The sequence below is a fragment of the Dankookia sp. P2 genome (genome assembly GCF_050632255.1).
GTDB lineage: Bacteria > Pseudomonadota > Alphaproteobacteria > Acetobacterales > Acetobacteraceae > Paracraurococcus.
In genome coordinates, this window is the sequence record NZ_CP192581.1 from 5,449,850 (window position 1) to 5,465,981 (window position 16,132).

Consider the following 16,132-nt stretch of genomic DNA (forward strand, 5'->3'; position numbering starts at 1 on the left):
GAGCGCGCCGCGGTCCTGCGCCCGCTTCGGCCGCTGCCCCCTGGGCGCCGCTGGCCTCGCTCGCGCTGCACGCGGCGGCGCTGGTCGGCGTGCTGGTGCTGCTGGAGCGCAGCCGCGCACCCGATCCGCCGGCCGAGCAGGGCGTCGAGGTGATCTGGGACCAGAGCGCCGAGTCCGGAGCTGGTGACCGGCGCGCCGAGCCCGGCCCAGCCGCCGATGGTGGAGGCGCCGCCGCCGCCCGAGGCCGAGCCGCAGCCGCCACCACCGGTCCCCGCGCTGGCGCCGCCGCCCGCCGCGCCGCCCCCGCCGGCCGAGGCGCTGCGCGCGCCGCCCGACCCGGCGCCGCCGCTGCCCCTGCCACCGGCGGAGCCGGCCGCGGCCGTGCCGCTGCCGCCACCGCCGCCGGTAGCGGCGGCGGTGACCCTGCCGCCGCCCGCCGCGGAGCCTGAGCCCGAGCCGGCGGAGGAAATGCCGCTGCCGCCGCCCCTGCCGCCTCCGGCGCCGGCCCGGCCGGCACCGGCCCGCCCCGCCCCGGCGCAGCCGGCGCCGCCCCCGGCCGCCGCCCAGCAGGGCCCGGCCGCGGCGCCCCAGGCGCCGGTGCCGCCCGGCGGCAGCCAGGCGATCGGCAGGGTGACGCCGCCCGGCCTGCTGGCCGGGGTCCGCAACGCCGAGCCGGACTACCCCTTCGCCAGCCGCCAGCGCGGCGAGCAAGGCAATGTCAGCGTGATCATCCGCGTGGCCGTGGATGGCTCGGTCCTGGCGGTCGAACTGGTGCAGAGCTCGGGCTACCCGGCGCTCGACGAATCGGCCCGCCGGGCGGTGATGCAGTGGAAGCTGAAGCCGGCGATGCGGGATGGCGTGCCGATCGCTGGCAGTATCCGCACGACGATCCATTTCTCCCTGCGATAGTCGGCGATCGCCCCGCCGGGACGGTGCGGGGCGCGAATTGCCGGTTCAACCGGGACGGAAGCACAGGCGGCCTGAGGCTGTCGGGCTGCCTGTGGTCCAGGAGGAAGATCGAGCACCATGGTCAGGCTGGATGTGATCACCACCCGCGGCGGCGACCAGGGGAGACCTCGCTCGGCGACGGGACCCGGGTCCGCAAGGACACCCTGCGGATCGAGGCGATGGGCGCGGTGGACGAGGCGAATGCCGCGCTCGGCCTGCTGCGGCTGCAGACGGCGGCGGAGCCCGAGGCCAACGCGATGCTGGCGCGCATGCAGAACGACCTGTTCGACCTGGGCGCCGATCTCTGCGTCCCCGGGGAGGGCGAAGGGCGGCTGCGGGTGACCCCGGCGCAGTGCCTGCGGCTGGAACGGGAACTCGCCGCCATGAATGCCGGATTGCCGCCGCTGCGCAGCTTCGTCCTGCCCGGCGGCACCCCGGCCGCGGCGGCGGCGCATCTGGCGCGCACCCTGGCGCGGCGGGCGGAGCGCGCGGTGGTGGCGCTGGCGGCGGCCGAGGCGGTGAACCCGGACGCGGTGCGCTACCTCAACCGGCTATCCGATCATCTCTTCGTCCTGTCGCGCCGGCTGAACGGCAACGGCGCGGGGGACGTGCTCTGGGTGCCCGGCGGTTGAGGCGGTGCCCTGACGGCGCTTTGCCGGCGGCCGCCGAGGCGATATCCCTGCGCGGATGAGCGCCAGCATCCCCGACCTGGTCTTCGACTTCGGCCTGCACCGTGGCGAGGACACGGAATTCTACCTGCGGAAGGGCTTCCGCGTGGTGGCGCTGGAGGCGCGCCCGGATTTCTGCGCCGAGGTCTCCGCCCGCTTCGCCGCCGAGGTCGAGGCGGGGCGGCTGACCGTGGTGCCCTGCGCGCTCTATCCGCGCGGCGGCGAGACCGTCTCCTTCTGGGTCAACCCGGTGAAGGACGACTGGAACAGCGTCTCGCGCGACTTCGCCGCCAAGGAAGGCCATGCGGTGACCGAGATCCGCGTGCCGACCGTGACGCTCGGGCAGCTGTTCGACCGCTTCGGCGTGCCGCGCTACCTGAAATGCGACATCGAGGGCATGGACGAGGACTGCGCCCGGCAGCTGCTGGAGGATGGGCGGCGGCCGGATTTCGTCTCGATGGAGGCGTCGTCCTTCGACATCTTCGCCTATCTGCGGGCCTGCGGCTACGACCGGGCGCAGCTGGTGAACCAGGCCCTGCACTGGGGTACCCGGCCGCCCGAGCCGGCGCGGGGAGGGCGGCCATGCCGCGGTGCAGTTCACCGGCCACCACAGCGGCCTGTTCGGGCTGGAGCTGGACCCGGGCCGCTGGACGGATTTCGCCGAGACCACCGGGCGCTGGCTCGACTTCGTCGCCCTGGCGCGCCGGGACGGGCAGCTGGCGCATGGCTGGCTGGACGTGCATGCCACGCGCAGCGAGGCGCTGCGTTAGGGCGAGGACAGGAAGACGGGGCCAATGAGCCCGGGCCGCGCCCTTTCGTTCTTGCGAGCCGGCGCCCGTGGCGCGGCACGTGCCGCTGCGGAGGTATCGGGGATCAGCCGGCGAGGACCTGTCCTCCCTGGCCCTTTCCCGCATTGCCGCCTAACGGACCGCGTAGCCGCGGCCTTCCATGCAGGCGCCCACCGCCCGCGCATGGGTCGCGCCTGCCTGCTGCTGCTGCGCCGCGGCCTGCCGGGCATCCTGCCGCCGGGCGCCGCGCTGCGCTGCGCCGCCCGCGACTGCGCCGACGGCCGCGCCCTTCCCAGCTTCGTTGCCGGTGATGGCCGCGGCGGTCGCGCCGACCGCGGCACCCCGGACCCGCCCGCCAGCCTTGGCTGGCGCCGGTGCGGCCGGCGCATTCGGATTGATGCCAGTCTGCTGCGTCGCCCAGCTCCGGCAGGCGGCCTCGTCTTGCGCCTGCTTCTCCGCCGACTGTCCCTTCGACGGATAGAAGATCGGCTGCTGCGCCACCGCCGCCGCCGCCGCCAGCGGGAGGAGGGCCGCGGCCAATGTCCAGATCGGGATTCGCCCTCATCGGAGCCTCTCTCTCTGTCTGCCGTGACACCATCGCATGGCCGGCTCAGTCGTCGTTGACGAAGGTGAATTCAGGCGTCGAGGGCGGCGCGCCGAAGGTCGCCCGCAGCATCTCGGTGAGCAGCAGGGGCTGTACCGCTTCCTGCGCCAGCGCGTCGATCCGCGCCTGCAGCCTGGCGACGACATCGGGCTTGGCGGCGGCGAGGTTCGTCGTCTCGCCGATGTCCTTCGCCAGGTCATAGAGCTCGACCCGCGCCGGCAGCAGGGCCGCGATCAGCAGCTTCCAGTCGCCCTGGCGGACCGCGGCACGGAAGGGCTCGACATTGTAGACGATCTCGGTCCGCGGGGAGGGCGCCTGGCCGGTGACATGCGGCCAGATGTCGAGCCCGTCGAGCGGCTTCGCCTTGTCCAGCGGGGCGCCCGCCAGCTTCGCCAGGGTCGGCAGCATGTCGACGACATGCGCCAGCCCGTCCACCTTGCCGGCGGGGATCCGGCCGGGCCAGTTCATCACCGCCGCCGCCCGCGTGCCGCCTTCGTACAGCGTGCCCTTGCCGCTCTTCAGCGGCGGTGTTGTCCGGCGGCAGCTCGCCCTTCACCGCGGACTCGCCGGCGAAGATGGCCGAGCGCGTGCCGCCATTGTCGCTGTGGAAGACGACCAGCGTCTCCTCCCGCATCCCGCGTTGCTCGAGCGCGGCGACGACCTTGCCGATCTCCTCGTCCATCGCGGTGATCTGCGCCGCATAGGCGCGGCGCTGCGGATCGGCGATATGGGCGTAGCGGTCGAGATAGGCCTGCGGCGCCTGGTAGGGCGTGTGCGGCGCGGTGAAGGAGAGATAGAGGAACAGCGGCCGGTTCTTGTCGTGGCCGGTGATGATCCTAACCGCCTCGGCGCCGAACAGCGTGGTGTCGTAGCCTTCCTCGTCCACCAGCTTGTTGTCGCGGTACCAGTCGGTGACGCCGTGCGCCTGGTGCTTGAAGTGGTCGATCTCGCCGACCAGGGTGCCGTAGAAGGACTCGAAGCCGCGCTGGAGCGGCCACATCTCGGTCTTCGCATGGCCGAGATGCCACTTGCCGACCATGGCGGTGCGGTAGCCCGCCGCCTTCAGCGCCTGCGGCAGCAGGTACTCGTCCTGCGCCAGTCCATAGAGCCCGCCGGAGGGGATGACGCCGGTCTGCAGCCCGTAGCGCATCGGGTAGCGGCCGGTCAGGAAGGCGGCGCGCGACGGCGTGCACATCGGCTCGACATAGTACTGCCCGAGCCGGGCGCCGCCCTCGGCCAGTCGGTCGATGTTCGGGGTGCGGATGTCGGAGCCCTGGTAGCCGACATCCTTCCAGCCCTGGTCGTCCGAGATGATGTAGACGATGTTCGGCGGGCGCGCCGGCCTGGCCGGCTGTGCCGCGGCCGGGCCGGCGGCGAGGCCGGCGGCGGCGAAGGCGGCGCCGCCGAGCAGGAGGTCGCGCCGGGTCCTGGCGGCGGTCGTCGGGACGCCGGCGTCGCGGTTCGCGTCCATGGCATGTCTCTCCTGGAATGCTGCGGTCAGAAGCGGAAGGTGGCGCCGAGGATCGGCCCGCTGAGATGCATGTCCTGGTGCACCGGCACGGAGCCGTAGGAGAAGGCGAGGTGCCGGTAGCCGGCCCGCAGCACGGTCCGCTCGCCGGCCTGGTAGTCGGCCGTGGCAAGGACCTGCCAGGTCTGCTGGGTCGAGGAGGTGGCGCCGAAATCGCCGGCGAGCGTCGCGCCCCAGCGCGGCGTGATGTCGAGATGGTAGCGCAGGCCGATGAGCGGGTCCGCCCAGCTGGCACCGGGGCTCCTCGAGGTGCCGGGCAGCAGGCCGGCATCGAGCGAGAGTTCGGTGGACAGGCCGAAGGCGCGCAGGCCGATGCCGAGGTCGAGACTGTGGCCACCAGTCTCCAGCACCCGCGCGGTCACCATGGCCGCGCCGATCACCTGGGTGAGCTGCACGTCGCCGCCGGAGAAGAGCGGACCGTTGATTGGCTTGAGCCCCGCCCTGACCGAGATGGCGACCAGGTCGGTGGTCAGGCCGAGCCGGCCGTAGCGCAATTCCGCCGCGCCCATCAGCGGGATGGCGTTCAGGTTGGTCAGCACGTCGCCAAAGCGGGCGGAGACGTCCTGCCCCGGGGCCCCGGGCAGCGGCGTGTGCAGCGAGCCGCTGACGCCGGCGACCCAGAGATAGGGCGTGAGGTCGAGTCGAAGCTGCGGCAGGGCGGCGTCCTGCGCCGCCGCCTGGCCGAGGGAAGCGGCGGCCAGGGCCGGGCCGAGCGCCCAGGCCGCGAGGCCTCGCCGCAGTATTCCCAAGCGAATTCCGGCCATGCCGCTGCTGCTCCAATCCCCGATGCCGCCGCCTGGCCTGCCGCTTGGGCATCGCGCCCGCGGGACGGGCGGCGCTTCCCGGCCGGGTAGGTCGTGACCCCGGCACCGGCGTTCCAAGCTGTGGCGCATGGCTGCGTCCTGAAATGACACATTCGTCAAAATGACGAAGCCGTCAAGCTAAATTCGCGTCGGGAGCGGAATTGTCCTATGTACTTGGTTCCCCTAGCCACCAGCGGCGGTCCAGCAGCGTGAAAGCAACCCGGCCGGAGATTGGTCAGCACAAGCGCATGCGGACCCGTGCGACGCTGATCGAGGCGGCGATGCGGGTCTTCGCCCGGCTCGGCCCCGATACGCCGGTGATCAAGGACTTCATAGCCGAAGCCGGCGTGGCGCGTGGGACCTTCTACATTATGTTCAGGACTCGGGAGGAATTGCTGGTCGAGGTGGCCTCGGTCATCGCCGACCGGATCCAGAGCTGAGACCCGCATCCTGCGCGGCCTGGCCGATCCGGCCGACCGGGTCGGGTGCACGGTCCGGCTGTTCATCCGCCTGGCGGAGGGCAACCCGACCTGGGGCTGGATCATCGTCCGCGTCGCATTCTTCGCGGCGCCATTGGGGAGACGATGCGCGCCGACCTCGCCGCTGACATCGCCGACGGCATCGCCGCCGGGCGGTTCGACGTGGCCTCACCACAGGTCGCCCACGACCTGGTGCTCGGCGCCGGGATCATGGGGATGCGCTCGGTCCTGCGGGGGAGGCCGGGCCGGACCACGGCGCGGATGTCGCCCGGACGCTGCTGCGCGGGCTTCTGCGTCGCCGATGCCGCCGAGGTGGCGGCCCGGCCCATGGCGGCGGCGGATATCCTGGCCCGCTCGCGGCGGACCTAGCCGCGCGCGGCCCCGGCCAGGATGACGCCGGCCCCGGCCAGGCACAGCGCGGCTCCGGCGGCGTCCCAGCCGGTCGGCGCCTGGCCCTCCACCATCCAGAGCCAGCCGAGCGAGGCGGCGATATAGACGCCCCCATAGGCGGCGAAGGCGCGGCCCGCCGCATCCGCCTCCACCCAGGTGAGCGCCCAGGCGAAGAGCCCGAGCGAGGCCGCCCCGGGCAGCAGCCACCAGCCGCTCGCGCCCTGCCGCAGCACCGTCCAGGCGGCGAAGCAGCCGGCGATCTCGGCGAGCGCGGCAATGGCATAGGCGAGGGCGCTGAGCATTCCCGATGCTACCGCGCCGAATCGCGTCATGCAGCCATCCCGCCCCGCCGCCGTTCTGCCCGGCGGCAGCGGAGGCAGCGGGCATGGCGCATGGCGGATCGCGCGGAGTCATCCTGGCCGCGCTGGCAGGCAATTGCGCCATCGCCGCCACCGATTCGCCGCGGCGTTCTGGACCGGCTCCTCGGCCATGCTGTCGGAGGCGATCCATTCGGCGGTCGATACCGGCAACCAGGGGCTGCTGCTGCTCGGCCTGCGCCGCGCGGCCCGGCCGCCCACCGCCCGGCATCCCTTCGGCCATGGGATGGAACTGTATTTCTGGGCCTTCGTCGTCGCGCTGCTGATCTTCGCGCTGGGCGGCGCCTTCTCGGTCTATGAGGGCTGGCGGAAGATCGCCGATCCGCATCCGGTGGAAGGGGCCTGGATCAACTTCGCCGTGCTCGGCGCCGCAGTGGTCTTCGAAGGCCTCTCGTTCCGCGTCGCCTATCGCGAGTTCCGCCGCACCCATCTCGGTGAGCCCTTCTGGGCCGCCATCCGCCGCAGCAAGGATCCCGGCGTCTTCGCCGTGCTGCTCGAGGATTCGGCGGCGCTGGCCGGGCTGCTGGTCGCGCTGGTCGGGCTCGGCCTGGCGGAGTGGCTCGACCTGCCGGTGCTGGACGGCGTCGCCTCGATCGGCATCGGCCTGCTGCTGGTGGCGACCGCGGCCTTCCTGGCGAACGAGACGCGCAGCCTGCTGACCGGGGAGGCGGCCTCGCCGCGGCTGGTCGAGTCGATCCGCGAGATGCTGCTGGCCGATGCCCGCGTCGCCGCGGTGGAGGAGCTGCTCAGCATGCATCTCGGCCCGGCCGAGGTGCTGGTCGCGGTGACGATCGACTTCCGCGACGACCTGCCCGGCGGCGCCGTGGAGCAGGCCGCCGCCGCGCTCGACGCGCCGCGTCGAGGCGGCGCATCCGGCAGTGACGCGGTTCTTCCTCAGGCCGCGGCCGCAGGCGGTGCGCGCGGCTACAGCGCGAAGCGCGTCCCGACCAGCACGCTCCGCCCCGGCGTGACGAAGCCGTTCACCGGCTCCCACCGGCTGTTGCCGAGGTTGCGCGCCTCGAGGAAGAGCGCCGCCTGGTCGAAGGCCTGCCAGCTTGCCGTCAGGTTCACCACCGTGCCCGCCGGATTGCTGCGGGCATAGGGATAGGCGGTGCCGTCATTGGCGTAGCTGGCGAAGGCGGCTTCCGGGCTGCGGCCCGTGAACAGCACCGTCGGCGCCAGCACCACCTTCGGCATCGGCACGACCCGCGCGGTCAGGCTGACCACCGTCTCCGGCCGTCGCGGCAGGCGGCGGTCGGTTTCGGCGTCGAAGGCCTCGGTGATGGTCCAGGCCGCCGTCGTCTCGAACCAGCTCGCCGGGCGCAGCGTCATGCCGAGCTCCGCGCCGTGGATATTGGCGCGGTTGATGTTGGCATAGGTGCTGCCGGTCGGGCCGAAGACGTTGATGATCTGGTCGCGCACATGGCTCTGGAAGAAGGTCCAGCTCGCGGTGGCGAAGCGCCGGTTGCCGAAGGCGGGCAGGTCGGTGTCGCTGCCGACTTCCCAGCCGAAGCTGCGTTCCGGCTTCAGGTCGGGATTGCCGGTCGAGACCTGGAAGCCGTCGAAGCTGCCGATGCCGTAGCGCTCGAACAGCGAGGGCGCACGGAAGGCGGTGCCGGCCGTGAGCCGCAGGCGGGGATTCACCTCGGGCAGGGCGAGCGACGCGCCGAGCTTCCAGGTGGTCGCGCCCTGCACCCCGGTGACGTTGTCCTGCCGCAGCCCGCCCGAGAGGTCGAGCCGTTCCAGCAGCCGGTACTGGAGGGACGCCCAGCCGGAGGTGGTGTGCTGCTGCGCCCGCAGGTTGCTGGTGAAGTCGCCGAAATCGGAGGGAAGGCCTGCGTCGTCCGCGCCTCCTCCAGCGTATGGGTCACGCCGAAGCCGAGCGCGCCATCGGTGAAGGGCCCGGCCGAGGGCAGCCGGACGGTGTTGCCCCAGTCGACGCCGGTGCGGGTGCCGCGGAAGCGGGAATCCTCCCGCGTGAAGCTGTCGAACTGGTCGGGCAGGTTGGTGTAGCGGCGGCTCTGCTCGGCCTGGAAGACCCGCAGGCCGGTGGTCCAGCCGCCGTCCAGCAGCCTGGTCTCGCCGCGCAGCTGACCGGCCCAGCGGCGGTCGCGGCCGCTATAGTTGGGGTCGTCCTGCGGCACGTTGTCGAGGCCGAAGCGGTTCTCCCGCCAGCGCAGCAACCCTTCGATGCGGGTGCCCTCGAGCGGCGACCAGCCCAGCCGCGCGGTGCCGTTGGCGCCGCGGAAGCCGTCGCGCTCGGGGATGTTGGTCTCGAAGCGCGGGGCCATGGCGTTGAAGCCGCGCGTGGACTGGGAGAAGCCGGACATCAGGTAGTCGAAGGCGCCGACCGTGCCGGTGGCGCCGAGCCCGCCGCGCAGCGTGTTCTGCGTGCCGCCGGCCAGTTCGCCATAGGGCGCGAAGGCCTTGTCCGGCGCGGCGCGGCGGGTGACCAGGTTGACCACGCCGCCGATCGCCGAGGACCCATAGAGCGAGGAGAGCGGCCCGCGCACCACCTCGATCCGCTCCACGTCGAACAGCAGGTCCTGGCCGAAGTCGAAGCCGCCGGCCGGGGCGCCGACATCGTTGGCAGGGACGCCGTCGATCAGCACCAGGACATTGGCGCTGCCGGTGCCGCGCAGGAAGGCGGAGGTGAGCTGGCCCGGGCCGCCCTGCGGCGCGATGCGCAGGCCGGGGACCGCGGTCAGCGCCTCGGCCAGGGTCTGGTAGCCGCGCTCCTCGATATCCTGGCGGGTGATGACGGTGGCGGCGGCGGGCACGCGTTCCTGCGGTGTGGGCACGCGGGTGGCGGTGACGATGGTGTCGGGAAGCGGGGCCTGGGCCTGGGCAAGTCCGGACAGCGCGGCGAGGCCGCCTGCCAGGGCCAGTGTGACGCGTCGCATGATGGGGTCCCCCTGCGGCGTTGACGAACGAGCCCCGGCCCGAACGGGCCGGGACGACGGGCGTCGTTCCCGCAGACGGAGGCACCCCGCCGGGGCGGGGGACCTGTGATCCGGTGCGCCGGTGCACCTCGCCCGGCACGCGCGAGACAACTCTGCGCCGGCCGGTCTCCTGGCTCGCGGTGGGGAACTCCGAGAGCTCCTTGGCCCTGCCGCCTTCTCGCGCCCTGCGGCGCAATGGCATTCGGCAGGGCCTCACCGCCTACAGTTGCGAGGGCAGCCGCGGCCTGGCCGGGATCGCCCCGGCCTCGCGCGTTCCCGTTTCAGCCCTTGCGGGCCACCGGCGCATGCCGGCCCTATAGCAGGCGTGCCGGGCCGGGGGCAGGGGGATGGCCGGCCGGGGGCGGCTAGAACACCCAGCCCAGCGCCTTGACCCCGAGCCAGCAGACCACGCCGAGCACGAAGGTGGCGAAGGCGCAGCCGGCGATGGTCAGGCCGACGCCCCAGGCGGTGACCCGGTTGTCGTGCTCGACCAGGCCGAGCGCCATGACGATGGCGCCGAAGGCCGGCGGGCCGTTGGTGCCGGGCCCGGGCAGGATCAGCATCAGGGCCACATAGGCGGTGAGCCAGCCGAAGATCCGGTCGCCTATGGGGGAGGTAAAGAAGCCCGGCCGCGGCCGCACGAAGCGTTCGACCTTGTTAAGCCATTTGGAGGAGGAGCCTGCCAGGCGCAGCAGGTCTTCCCGCTTGATGCTTTGCCGGGCGATGAAGCCGGGCAGCTTCGGTACCCTCCGGCCAAGGCCCATCTGCACGCCGAGGATCAGCACCGGCGTGCCGAAGACCGAGGCCATGCCGGGCAGCAGGGAGGGCAGCAGCAGCAGCAGGATCAGCAGGCCGAAGGCGCGGTCGCCGAAGGCCAGGGCCATGTCGCCGAGGGAGATGCGGTCGCCCGGGAAGCGGGCCGCCACTTCGGCGACGATGCGCGAGATCGGCGCGCCCGCGGCTTCCATGCCATGCCCATGCACGGGGGCTGCCGCGACGATCGGCGCCTCGATATTCCCATCCATTCCCGGTCTCAGACCCTTCGTCCCAGTCGATGTCCGGCCGCGGCGCGGCCGGCGTTCCAAAGCCTCCTCGCGCGGCCCTTCTTTGCGGGCCCGTCACGGTTGACCTATCCTAAGCGCAACCGGCCCGCCATGCACCGGGAATCTCGGTGAAACCCCGGGTAGGGCGGGCCGGAGCGGAGGGTATCAGCGGCCGGTGAAGGCCGGCTTGCGCTTCTCCATGAAGGCCCGGCGGCCTTCCTTGTAGTCGGCGCTGTCGAAGCAGGCGGCCATGGCGGCACGGATGGCCGGCATGTCGCGATCCGCGGCGTCCTGCAGCACCGCCTTCACCGTCTGCTTGTTGGTGGTCAGCGAGAGCGGGGCGTTGCCGGCGAGCGTCGCGGTGAGCTTCGCCACCGTCGCGTCCAGCTCGGCCACCGGGACGACCTTGTTGACCAGCCCGATCCGCTCCGCCTCGCGGGCGTCGAAGCGCTCGCCGGTCATCAGGATCATATGGGCGTGCGCCGGGCCGACCAGGTCGACCAGGGCGCGGACCATGTCGAAGCCATAGGCGATCGAGAGCTTCGCCGCCGGAATGCCGAACTGGCTGTCATCCGAGGCGATGCGGATGTCGGTCGACATGGCGATGCCCAAGCCCCCGCCCATGCAGAAGCCGCGGATTTGCGCGATCACCGGCTTGCGGTAGTGCGACAGCTTCAGGCGGCCGGCGCTGGTGACGCGGTCGTATTCCTGCTGCGCGTCGGCGTTGCTGCGGACCTTCTCGAACTGGCTGATATCGGCGCCCGAGACGAAGGCCTTGTCGCCCGCGCCCTGGAGGACGACGCAGCGCACCGCCGGGTCCTCGGCGAAGAGGTCGAGCGCGGCGCCCATCCCCTCCCACATGTTGACCGACATGGCGTTGCGCTTCTCGGGCTGGTTGAACACCACCCGGCCGACGCCGTCCTCGATGCTGGCAAGGATCTTGCCGTCGGCGAGTCGAAGTTGCTCATGCGCCCCCCAGGGCTCCCTTGGCTTTCAGGTCGGCGATCTCGGCGGCGGTGAGGCCGGCTTCCGCGAGGATTTCGTCGTTGTGCTCGCCGAGATTCGGCATGTCCCGGTAGAAGCCGGTCTCGACGCCTTCGAGGTTCACCGGCTGCGCCACGACCTTGATGTCGCCGCGGGTGCGATGGCGCATCGGCATCGCCATCTCGAGGTGCTGGACCTGCGGGTCCTCGAACACCTCCTTGATGTTGTTCACCGGGCCGCAGGGGATCCCGGCTTCCTCGAGCTTCTCGATCCAGTAGTCGGAGGAATGCTGGCTGGTGACCGCGGCGATCACCTCGTTGATCCGCTTGCGATCCTTGCTGCGGCCGCTATTGGTCTTCCATTCCTCGACCTCGAGCCATTCCTCATGGCCGGCTGCCTTGCAGAAGTTGGTCCAGAGCTTGGGCGAGGATGCGGCGATGTTGATCGGCTTGTCCTGGGTCGGGAAGACGCCCATCGGGATGTTCACGGGGTGGTCGTTGCCGGCCTGGCCGGCGACTTCGCCATCCATTAGGAAGCGGCTGGCCTGGAAGTCCAGCATGAAGACCTGCGCCTCCAGCAGGGAGGTATGGACGTAGCCGCCCTTGCCCGTGCGCTCCCGGTCGTAGAGCTTCATCATGATGCCCATGGCCAGCAGGTTGCCGGCCGTGAGGTCGTTGATCGGGATGCCGACCCGCATCGGGCCGCGGCCCGGCTCGCCGGTGATGGTCATGAGGCCACCCATGCCCTGCGCGATCTGGTCCACGCCGCCGCGCTTGGAATAGGGGCCGGTCTGCCCGAAGCCGGAGATCGAGGCGTAGATCAGCCGCGGGTTGAGCTCCTTCAGGTCGTCATAGGCGATCTTCAGGCGGTGCTTGACCTGCATCCGCATGTTCTCGACCAGGATGTCGGCCGTCGCCGCGACCTTGCGGAAGGCTTCCAGCCCGGCCGGGTTCTTCAGGTCGATCGACAGGCCGCGCTTGTTGCGGTGCAGGTTGACCTGGTCGAAGCCGTCGCGCGCGCCGCCGAGCCCGTCGCCCTGGCCGGGCGGCTCCACCCGGATGATGTCGGCGCCCCAGTCGGCCAGGTGCCGGACGCAGGTCGGGCCGGCACGGGCCAGGGTGAGGTCGAGGACGCGAAGGCCGGCCAGCGGAAGGCGGGTCTCCTGCATCAATTCCGGGTCGATCGGGCTTTCGGGCATCGGAACTCCTCCCCGCGGTTGCCGGAGACTAGGGCGCGTCGCGCGGAGTGGCCAGATGGCGCGGTCGGCCGCCTTCGGTGCCAGGCGGTGGCGCCGGCCGCGGCCGGGGCGGCGCACCGGGGAAGGTGGGCCGTCGGCGGGACGCCGCTCGGCCTTATGCGGCCCTGCCGCGCGCGCAACTTGATTCTGGACGGGAACGTTTTGTGGCGTAGGATCGAAACCGAAAAGGTCCGATAGGATCCGCATGCGACTCCACATCATCGGCCTGCCGGCGCTTGCCGCGCTCGCCACCAGCCTGCCGGCGCGAGCGCAATATGCCGGCTACCTGTCCGTCGACCAGGTCGGGCAGCAGGTGACGCGGCAGGCCACCGACCTGGCCGGGCAACACGGCCTGGCCCTGGCCAGCCCCGCCGCCGCAGGGCCGAGCCTCTGGTTCAGCACGACCTATGACGACCTCGCGGTGCGGCCCTCCACTGCCGATGCCGCCAGCGTCCGGGAGCCGAGGGTGCACACCAACCTGTCGCAGACGCTCTTCGGCGGGGAGTGGCGGGGCGACCAGTGGCTGGCCGGGCTGGCCGGATCCGTCGCGGTGTCGCGCGGGCGCCAGGGGGCCTCTGGCCAGGAGGACAGCTACACCTTCCTGGGCGGGCCGTATTCCGTCGTCGACACCTTCCGCTTCGACTCCGACCCGCTGCGGATCGAGACCGAGGCCTATTCCATCGCGTCCTATGCGGCCTTCGCCGCCACCAGGCATGTCATCCTGACCGGGGCCGTCGGCTATACGCGGCGCGATTACCGGCTGCGCTCCGGGGGCAGTACCCTTACCCTCACCCAGGATCTCGGCCCGGGCTGGCAGGCCTTCGGGTTCCCGGCCCGGCGGAGCGCCAGCTACCGTTTCGCGGGATACGGTACGGGCGACACCGACGGCACCGTCTTCGGCGATGTCGCGGCCAATCTGGTCGCCGCGGTCCGGGAGACCGGCATCACCCTCGCGGGCCGGCTCGGCTACCGCTATGCGTCGACCTGGTCGGCGCCCTTCATCGGCACCGGGGCGGCGGTGCAGACCGCCTATCTCGGCGCCCAGGCCTTCTGGCAGCATGGCCGCTTCATGCCCCTTCGCCCGGATCCAGTGGGAATACAGCAACCCGGCCACGGAAGCCGGGCTGTACTACACCAAATATCCGCGCGACGCGCTCTACCTTTCGGCCGGCCTGGAATACCGGGTGACCGACCGGCTGGCGGCCGGCCTGAGCGTGCTGACGCAGGAAGCCAACCCCGCCATCACCCATCGCCAGGTGGCGCTGACCCTGCGCTACGGCTTCTGACGGCGCCTCACATCCGCTCCCACAGGTGGCTCTCCGCCTCCAGCCGCCCCCGCTCGTCGCTCAGGAAATCGCCGCGCGAGACGACCCCGACCAGCCGGTGCCCATCCACCACGGGGACATGGCGGAAGCCGCCGTCGCGCATGAGCCGCAGCGCCTCGATCGCCTGGATATGCGGCGCGCAGCATTCGGGGTTCGGCGTCATCACCTCGCGCAGCCGCGTCGCCCGCGGGTCGCGGCCTTCCGCCGCCAGCCGGCTGATGGCGTCGCGCCCGGTGAAGATGCCGAGCAGCCGGCCATGCGGGTCGGTCACCAGGATCGCGCCGATGCGGTGGTTGCGCATCTCCTGGCAGGCATGCTGCACGGTCGCCTCGGGCGGCAGGGTGATGGGGTGCCGGCGGGTGATGATCTCGTGCATGTGGCGGTTGGTCATCCTGCGCTCCCTCGCCCGGCCGTCCTGCGGCGGCCGCGGCCAGCCTGGCGCCGCGGTTGCGGCCCGGGCCTTGATCCGCCGCAAGCCCCCCGGTCGCGTTGCCGTGCGCCTCAGCCCGGCGCGGTGCCGAGCCGCGCCTGACCCTCCGGGCAGAGGTCGCGCAGCACGCAGCGGCCGCAGGCCGGGCCGCGGAAGAAGCAGCAGCGTTGGCCATGCCGCATCAGCACCTGGTGGTGGTCGTAGAAGGCCTGGGCGTCCCAGTCCTCCGGCAGCAGCGCCGCCAGCACGGTATGGGAAGGCCCGACCGCAAAGCCCTTCGGGATCAGCCCGAGCCGCGCCGCGACGCGGTGGTGGTGGCTGTCCACCGGCAGGGCCCGGCCGCGCAGCGTGCTGAAGGAGAGCACCGCGGCGGCGGTCTTCGGCCCGACCCCGGGCAGCGTGGCGAGCCAGGCCTGCGCCTCTGCCTCCGGCATCCCCGCCAGGTGCGAGAGGTCGAGCAGCCCCTGGCGTTCCGTCAGCGCGCGCAGGGTCCTTTGCAGGGCGGGAGCCTTGGCCTCCGGCCAGGTCACGCCCTCGATCGCCCGCTCGACCTCGGCGACCGGTGCGTCGCGCACCGCGGCCCAGTCGGGGAAGCGCTCGCGCAGCGCCTTGAAGGCCCGGGCGCTGTCGGCATTCCTGGTCCGGTGCGAGAGCAGCGAGGCGACCAGCTCGTCGAGCGGCGCCAGCGCATGGAAATAGCCGATCGGGCAGCCGTACTCGGCGCAGAGCCGGCGGTGCGCCTCGAGCGCAAGGTCGCGTTTCGCGGCATCCGGGGCGGGCGCCAGGCGGGAGAGCGGCATGGCAGCCTCAACGGCGGCCGCGACTCCGGAGTTCGGGCCAAGCTAGGACGTGGGCGATGGATCCCGTCGACCTCGCCCTCTGCCTCGCCATCGATGTCTCGGCCAGCGTCGACTACGACGAATTCGGCCTGATGATCGGCGGCACCGCGGCCGCCTTCCGCGACCCCGGCATCGCCGCGGCCTGCGCCGGCGGGCCGCGCGGGGCGGTCGCCGTGGCGGTGCTGTTCTGGTCCGGCGCCTGGCCCTCGATGCGGCCGCCCTCGGGCGGGCCGGAGGTCGCGGTGCCCTGGATGCGGATCGACGGGGCGGCGGCCGCCGCGGCGCTGGCCGAGGCGATCGACAATGCCCCCGGCTGCCGCTGCCGGGCGCGACCGCGCCTGGGGGAAGGGATGGCGGCCGGCCTCGGCCAGCTGGCGCGCTGCCCGGCGCCGGCCAGCCGGCTGGTGCTGGACGTTTCGGGCGACGGCAAGCACAACCAGGGGCGGCTGCCGGGCCCGGTGCGGGATATCGGCGTCGCCGCCGGGGTCACGCTGAACGGGCTGGCGGTGCTGAACGAGGAGCCCGACCTGCTCGACCACTACCGCGCCGAGGTGATCGGCGGTCCCGGCTGCTTTGCCATGGACTGCCCCGACTACGCCGCCTTCGCGCAAGCCATCCGGGAAAAGCTGGCGCGGGAGATCGGCGGGCTTCTCCTGTCCCGGGCGGATCGGTTATCTCCCGAGGCTTACTGACAGGTGCAGATTCATGCTGCTGCTGATTCCGGGCCCGGTGCAGACCAGGCCCGAG

Annotated in this window: 15 protein-coding genes, 4 pseudogenes and 1 riboswitch; of the genes and pseudogenes, 8 read left to right on the forward strand and 11 right to left on the reverse strand. The window is 72.2% G+C overall.

The window, feature by feature from the left end; genetic code table 11:
* Positions 1–183 precede the first annotated feature (183 nt).
* The 3 genes and pseudogenes from ACQ86J_RS32425 (at position 184) to ACQ86J_RS32435 (ending at position 2,715) form a co-directional block, all read left to right on the forward strand.
* Complete coding sequence (locus ACQ86J_RS32425; protein WP_431268738.1) at positions 184–909, forward strand: energy transducer TonB; 726 nt, start codon at positions 184–186, stop codon at positions 907–909.
* 117 nt (positions 910–1,026) lie between these two features.
* Positions 1,027–1,580 (forward strand): annotated as a pseudogene (locus tag ACQ86J_RS32430) (cob(I)yrinic acid a,c-diamide adenosyltransferase).
* Between the two features lie 55 nt (positions 1,581–1,635).
* Entirely contained in the window at positions 1,636–2,715 is a 1,080-nt protein-coding gene (locus ACQ86J_RS32435) for an FkbM family methyltransferase (RefSeq protein ID WP_431268739.1), read from the forward strand.
* Between the two features lie 299 nt (positions 2,716–3,014).
* On the opposite strand, the gene ACQ86J_RS32440 is transcribed toward ACQ86J_RS32435, so the two are convergent.
* The 3 genes and pseudogenes from ACQ86J_RS32440 to ACQ86J_RS32450 all read right to left on the reverse strand — a co-directional run bounded on the left by ACQ86J_RS32440 (position 3,015) and on the right by ACQ86J_RS32450 (position 5,300).
* Positions 3,015–3,476, reverse strand: coding sequence for a sulfatase family protein (locus ACQ86J_RS32440; RefSeq protein WP_431268740.1), 462 nt, complete (start codon positions 3,474–3,476; stop codon positions 3,015–3,017).
* A gap of 175 nt (positions 3,477–3,651) precedes the next feature.
* A pseudogene (locus ACQ86J_RS32445) lies at positions 3,652–4,479 on the reverse strand (sulfatase-like hydrolase/transferase); the annotation flags it as partial.
* A 26-nt stretch (positions 4,480–4,505) separates the two neighbouring features.
* Positions 4,506–5,300, reverse strand: a complete 795-nt coding sequence (locus ACQ86J_RS32450) for a hypothetical protein (protein WP_431268741.1) — start codon at positions 5,298–5,300, stop codon at positions 4,506–4,508.
* 287 nt (positions 5,301–5,587) lie between these two features.
* Here ACQ86J_RS32450 and ACQ86J_RS32455 point away from each other — a divergent pair, with 287 nt between their 5' ends.
* A complete protein-coding gene (locus tag ACQ86J_RS32455; RefSeq protein WP_431268742.1) occupies positions 5,588–5,779 on the forward strand; it encodes a TetR family transcriptional regulator in 192 nt (63 codons plus the stop codon).
* Positions 5,780–5,923: 144 nt separating this feature from the next.
* The gene (locus ACQ86J_RS32460; protein WP_431268743.1) at positions 5,924–6,187 is read left to right on the forward strand and encodes a hypothetical protein; all 264 of its coding nucleotides are present in this window, start codon (positions 5,924–5,926) and stop codon (positions 6,185–6,187) included.
* Here the strand turns inward: ACQ86J_RS32460 and ACQ86J_RS32465 are convergent.
* A complete protein-coding gene (locus ACQ86J_RS32465; protein WP_431268744.1) occupies positions 6,184–6,510 on the reverse strand; it encodes a YnfA family protein in 327 nt (108 codons plus the stop codon). The two genes, ACQ86J_RS32460 and ACQ86J_RS32465, sit on opposite strands and share 4 nt — an antisense overlap.
* Positions 6,511–6,697: 187 nt before the next feature.
* Here ACQ86J_RS32465 and ACQ86J_RS32470 point away from each other — a divergent pair, with 187 nt between their 5' ends.
* On the forward strand, positions 6,698–7,687 hold the full coding sequence (locus ACQ86J_RS32470) for a cation diffusion facilitator family transporter (RefSeq protein ID WP_431268745.1): 990 nt from the start codon (positions 6,698–6,700) through the stop codon (positions 7,685–7,687).
* On the opposite strand, the pseudogene ACQ86J_RS32475 reads toward ACQ86J_RS32470, so the two are convergent.
* The 5 genes and pseudogenes from ACQ86J_RS32475 to ACQ86J_RS32495 all read right to left on the reverse strand — a co-directional run.
* Positions 7,651–8,688: pseudogene (locus ACQ86J_RS32475) on the reverse strand (TonB-dependent receptor plug domain-containing protein); the annotation flags it as partial. The gene ACQ86J_RS32470 and the pseudogene ACQ86J_RS32475 sit on opposite strands and share 37 nt — an antisense overlap.
* Positions 8,689–9,107: 419 nt before the next feature.
* A pseudogene (locus ACQ86J_RS32480) lies at positions 9,108–9,488 on the reverse strand (TonB-dependent receptor); the annotation flags it as partial.
* Positions 9,489–9,630: 142 nt separating this feature from the next.
* Positions 9,631–9,845, reverse strand: a riboswitch (cobalamin riboswitch).
* Between the two features lie 47 nt (positions 9,846–9,892).
* On the reverse strand, positions 9,893–10,552 hold the full coding sequence (locus ACQ86J_RS32485; RefSeq protein ID WP_431268746.1) for an exopolysaccharide biosynthesis protein: 660 nt from the start codon (positions 10,550–10,552) through the stop codon (positions 9,893–9,895).
* 183 nt (positions 10,553–10,735) lie between these two features.
* Complete coding sequence (locus ACQ86J_RS32490) at positions 10,736–11,473, reverse strand: enoyl-CoA hydratase (RefSeq protein ID WP_431268747.1); 738 nt, start codon at positions 11,471–11,473, stop codon at positions 10,736–10,738.
* Between the two features lie 61 nt (positions 11,474–11,534).
* On the reverse strand, positions 11,535–12,752 hold the full coding sequence (locus ACQ86J_RS32495; RefSeq protein WP_431268748.1) for a CaiB/BaiF CoA transferase family protein: 1,218 nt from the start codon (positions 12,750–12,752) through the stop codon (positions 11,535–11,537).
* 1,097 nt (positions 12,753–13,849) lie between these two features.
* On the opposite strand from ACQ86J_RS32495, the gene ACQ86J_RS32500 reads away from it, so the two are divergent.
* Entirely contained in the window at positions 13,850–14,077 is a 228-nt protein-coding gene (locus tag ACQ86J_RS32500; protein WP_431268749.1) for a hypothetical protein, read from the forward strand.
* Positions 14,078–14,084: 7 nt separating this feature from the next.
* Here the strand turns inward: ACQ86J_RS32500 and ACQ86J_RS32505 are convergent, their stop codons facing one another.
* A complete protein-coding gene (locus ACQ86J_RS32505; RefSeq protein ID WP_431268750.1) occupies positions 14,085–14,507 on the reverse strand; it encodes a CBS domain-containing protein in 423 nt (140 codons plus the stop codon).
* 110 nt (positions 14,508–14,617) lie between these two features.
* Positions 14,618–15,346, reverse strand: a complete 729-nt coding sequence (locus tag ACQ86J_RS32510) for an endonuclease III domain-containing protein (protein ID WP_431268751.1) — start codon at positions 15,344–15,346, stop codon at positions 14,618–14,620.
* Positions 15,347–15,402: 56 nt separating this feature from the next.
* Between ACQ86J_RS32510 and ACQ86J_RS32515 the strand changes: the two genes are divergently transcribed.
* Positions 15,403–16,077: a DUF1194 domain-containing protein gene (locus ACQ86J_RS32515; RefSeq protein WP_431268752.1), complete on the forward strand. Its 675-nt coding sequence runs from the start codon at positions 15,403–15,405 to the stop codon at positions 16,075–16,077.
* Positions 16,078–16,132: the final 55 nt, after the last annotated feature.

Coding starts and splice junctions, on each gene's coding strand:
- ACQ86J_RS32435 (WP_431268739.1), top strand. CDS start 1,636: ATGAGCGCCAGCATCCCCGACCTGGTCTTCGACTTCGGCCTGCACCGT.
- ACQ86J_RS32440 (WP_431268740.1), bottom strand. CDS start 3,476: ATGAACTGGCCCGGCCGGATCCCCGCCGGCAAGGTGGACGGGCTGGCG.
- ACQ86J_RS32450 (WP_431268741.1), bottom strand. CDS start 5,300: ATGGCCGGAATTCGCTTGGGAATACTGCGGCGAGGCCTCGCGGCCTGG.
- ACQ86J_RS32455 (WP_431268742.1), top strand. CDS start 5,588: ATGCGGACCCGTGCGACGCTGATCGAGGCGGCGATGCGGGTCTTCGCC.
- ACQ86J_RS32460 (WP_431268743.1), top strand. CDS start 5,924: ATGCGCGCCGACCTCGCCGCTGACATCGCCGACGGCATCGCCGCCGGG.
- ACQ86J_RS32465 (WP_431268744.1), bottom strand. CDS start 6,510: ATGCTCAGCGCCCTCGCCTATGCCATTGCCGCGCTCGCCGAGATCGCC.
- ACQ86J_RS32470 (WP_431268745.1), top strand. CDS start 6,698: ATGCTGTCGGAGGCGATCCATTCGGCGGTCGATACCGGCAACCAGGGG.
- ACQ86J_RS32485 (WP_431268746.1), bottom strand. CDS start 10,552: ATGGATGGGAATATCGAGGCGCCGATCGTCGCGGCAGCCCCCGTGCAT.
- ACQ86J_RS32495 (WP_431268748.1), bottom strand. CDS start 12,752: ATGCCCGAAAGCCCGATCGACCCGGAATTGATGCAGGAGACCCGCCTT.
- ACQ86J_RS32500 (WP_431268749.1), top strand. CDS start 13,850: ATGGCCGCTTCATGCCCCTTCGCCCGGATCCAGTGGGAATACAGCAAC.
- ACQ86J_RS32505 (WP_431268750.1), bottom strand. CDS start 14,507: ATGACCAACCGCCACATGCACGAGATCATCACCCGCCGGCACCCCATC.
- ACQ86J_RS32510 (WP_431268751.1), bottom strand. CDS start 15,346: ATGCCGCTCTCCCGCCTGGCGCCCGCCCCGGATGCCGCGAAACGCGAC.
- ACQ86J_RS32515 (WP_431268752.1), top strand. CDS start 15,403: ATGGATCCCGTCGACCTCGCCCTCTGCCTCGCCATCGATGTCTCGGCC.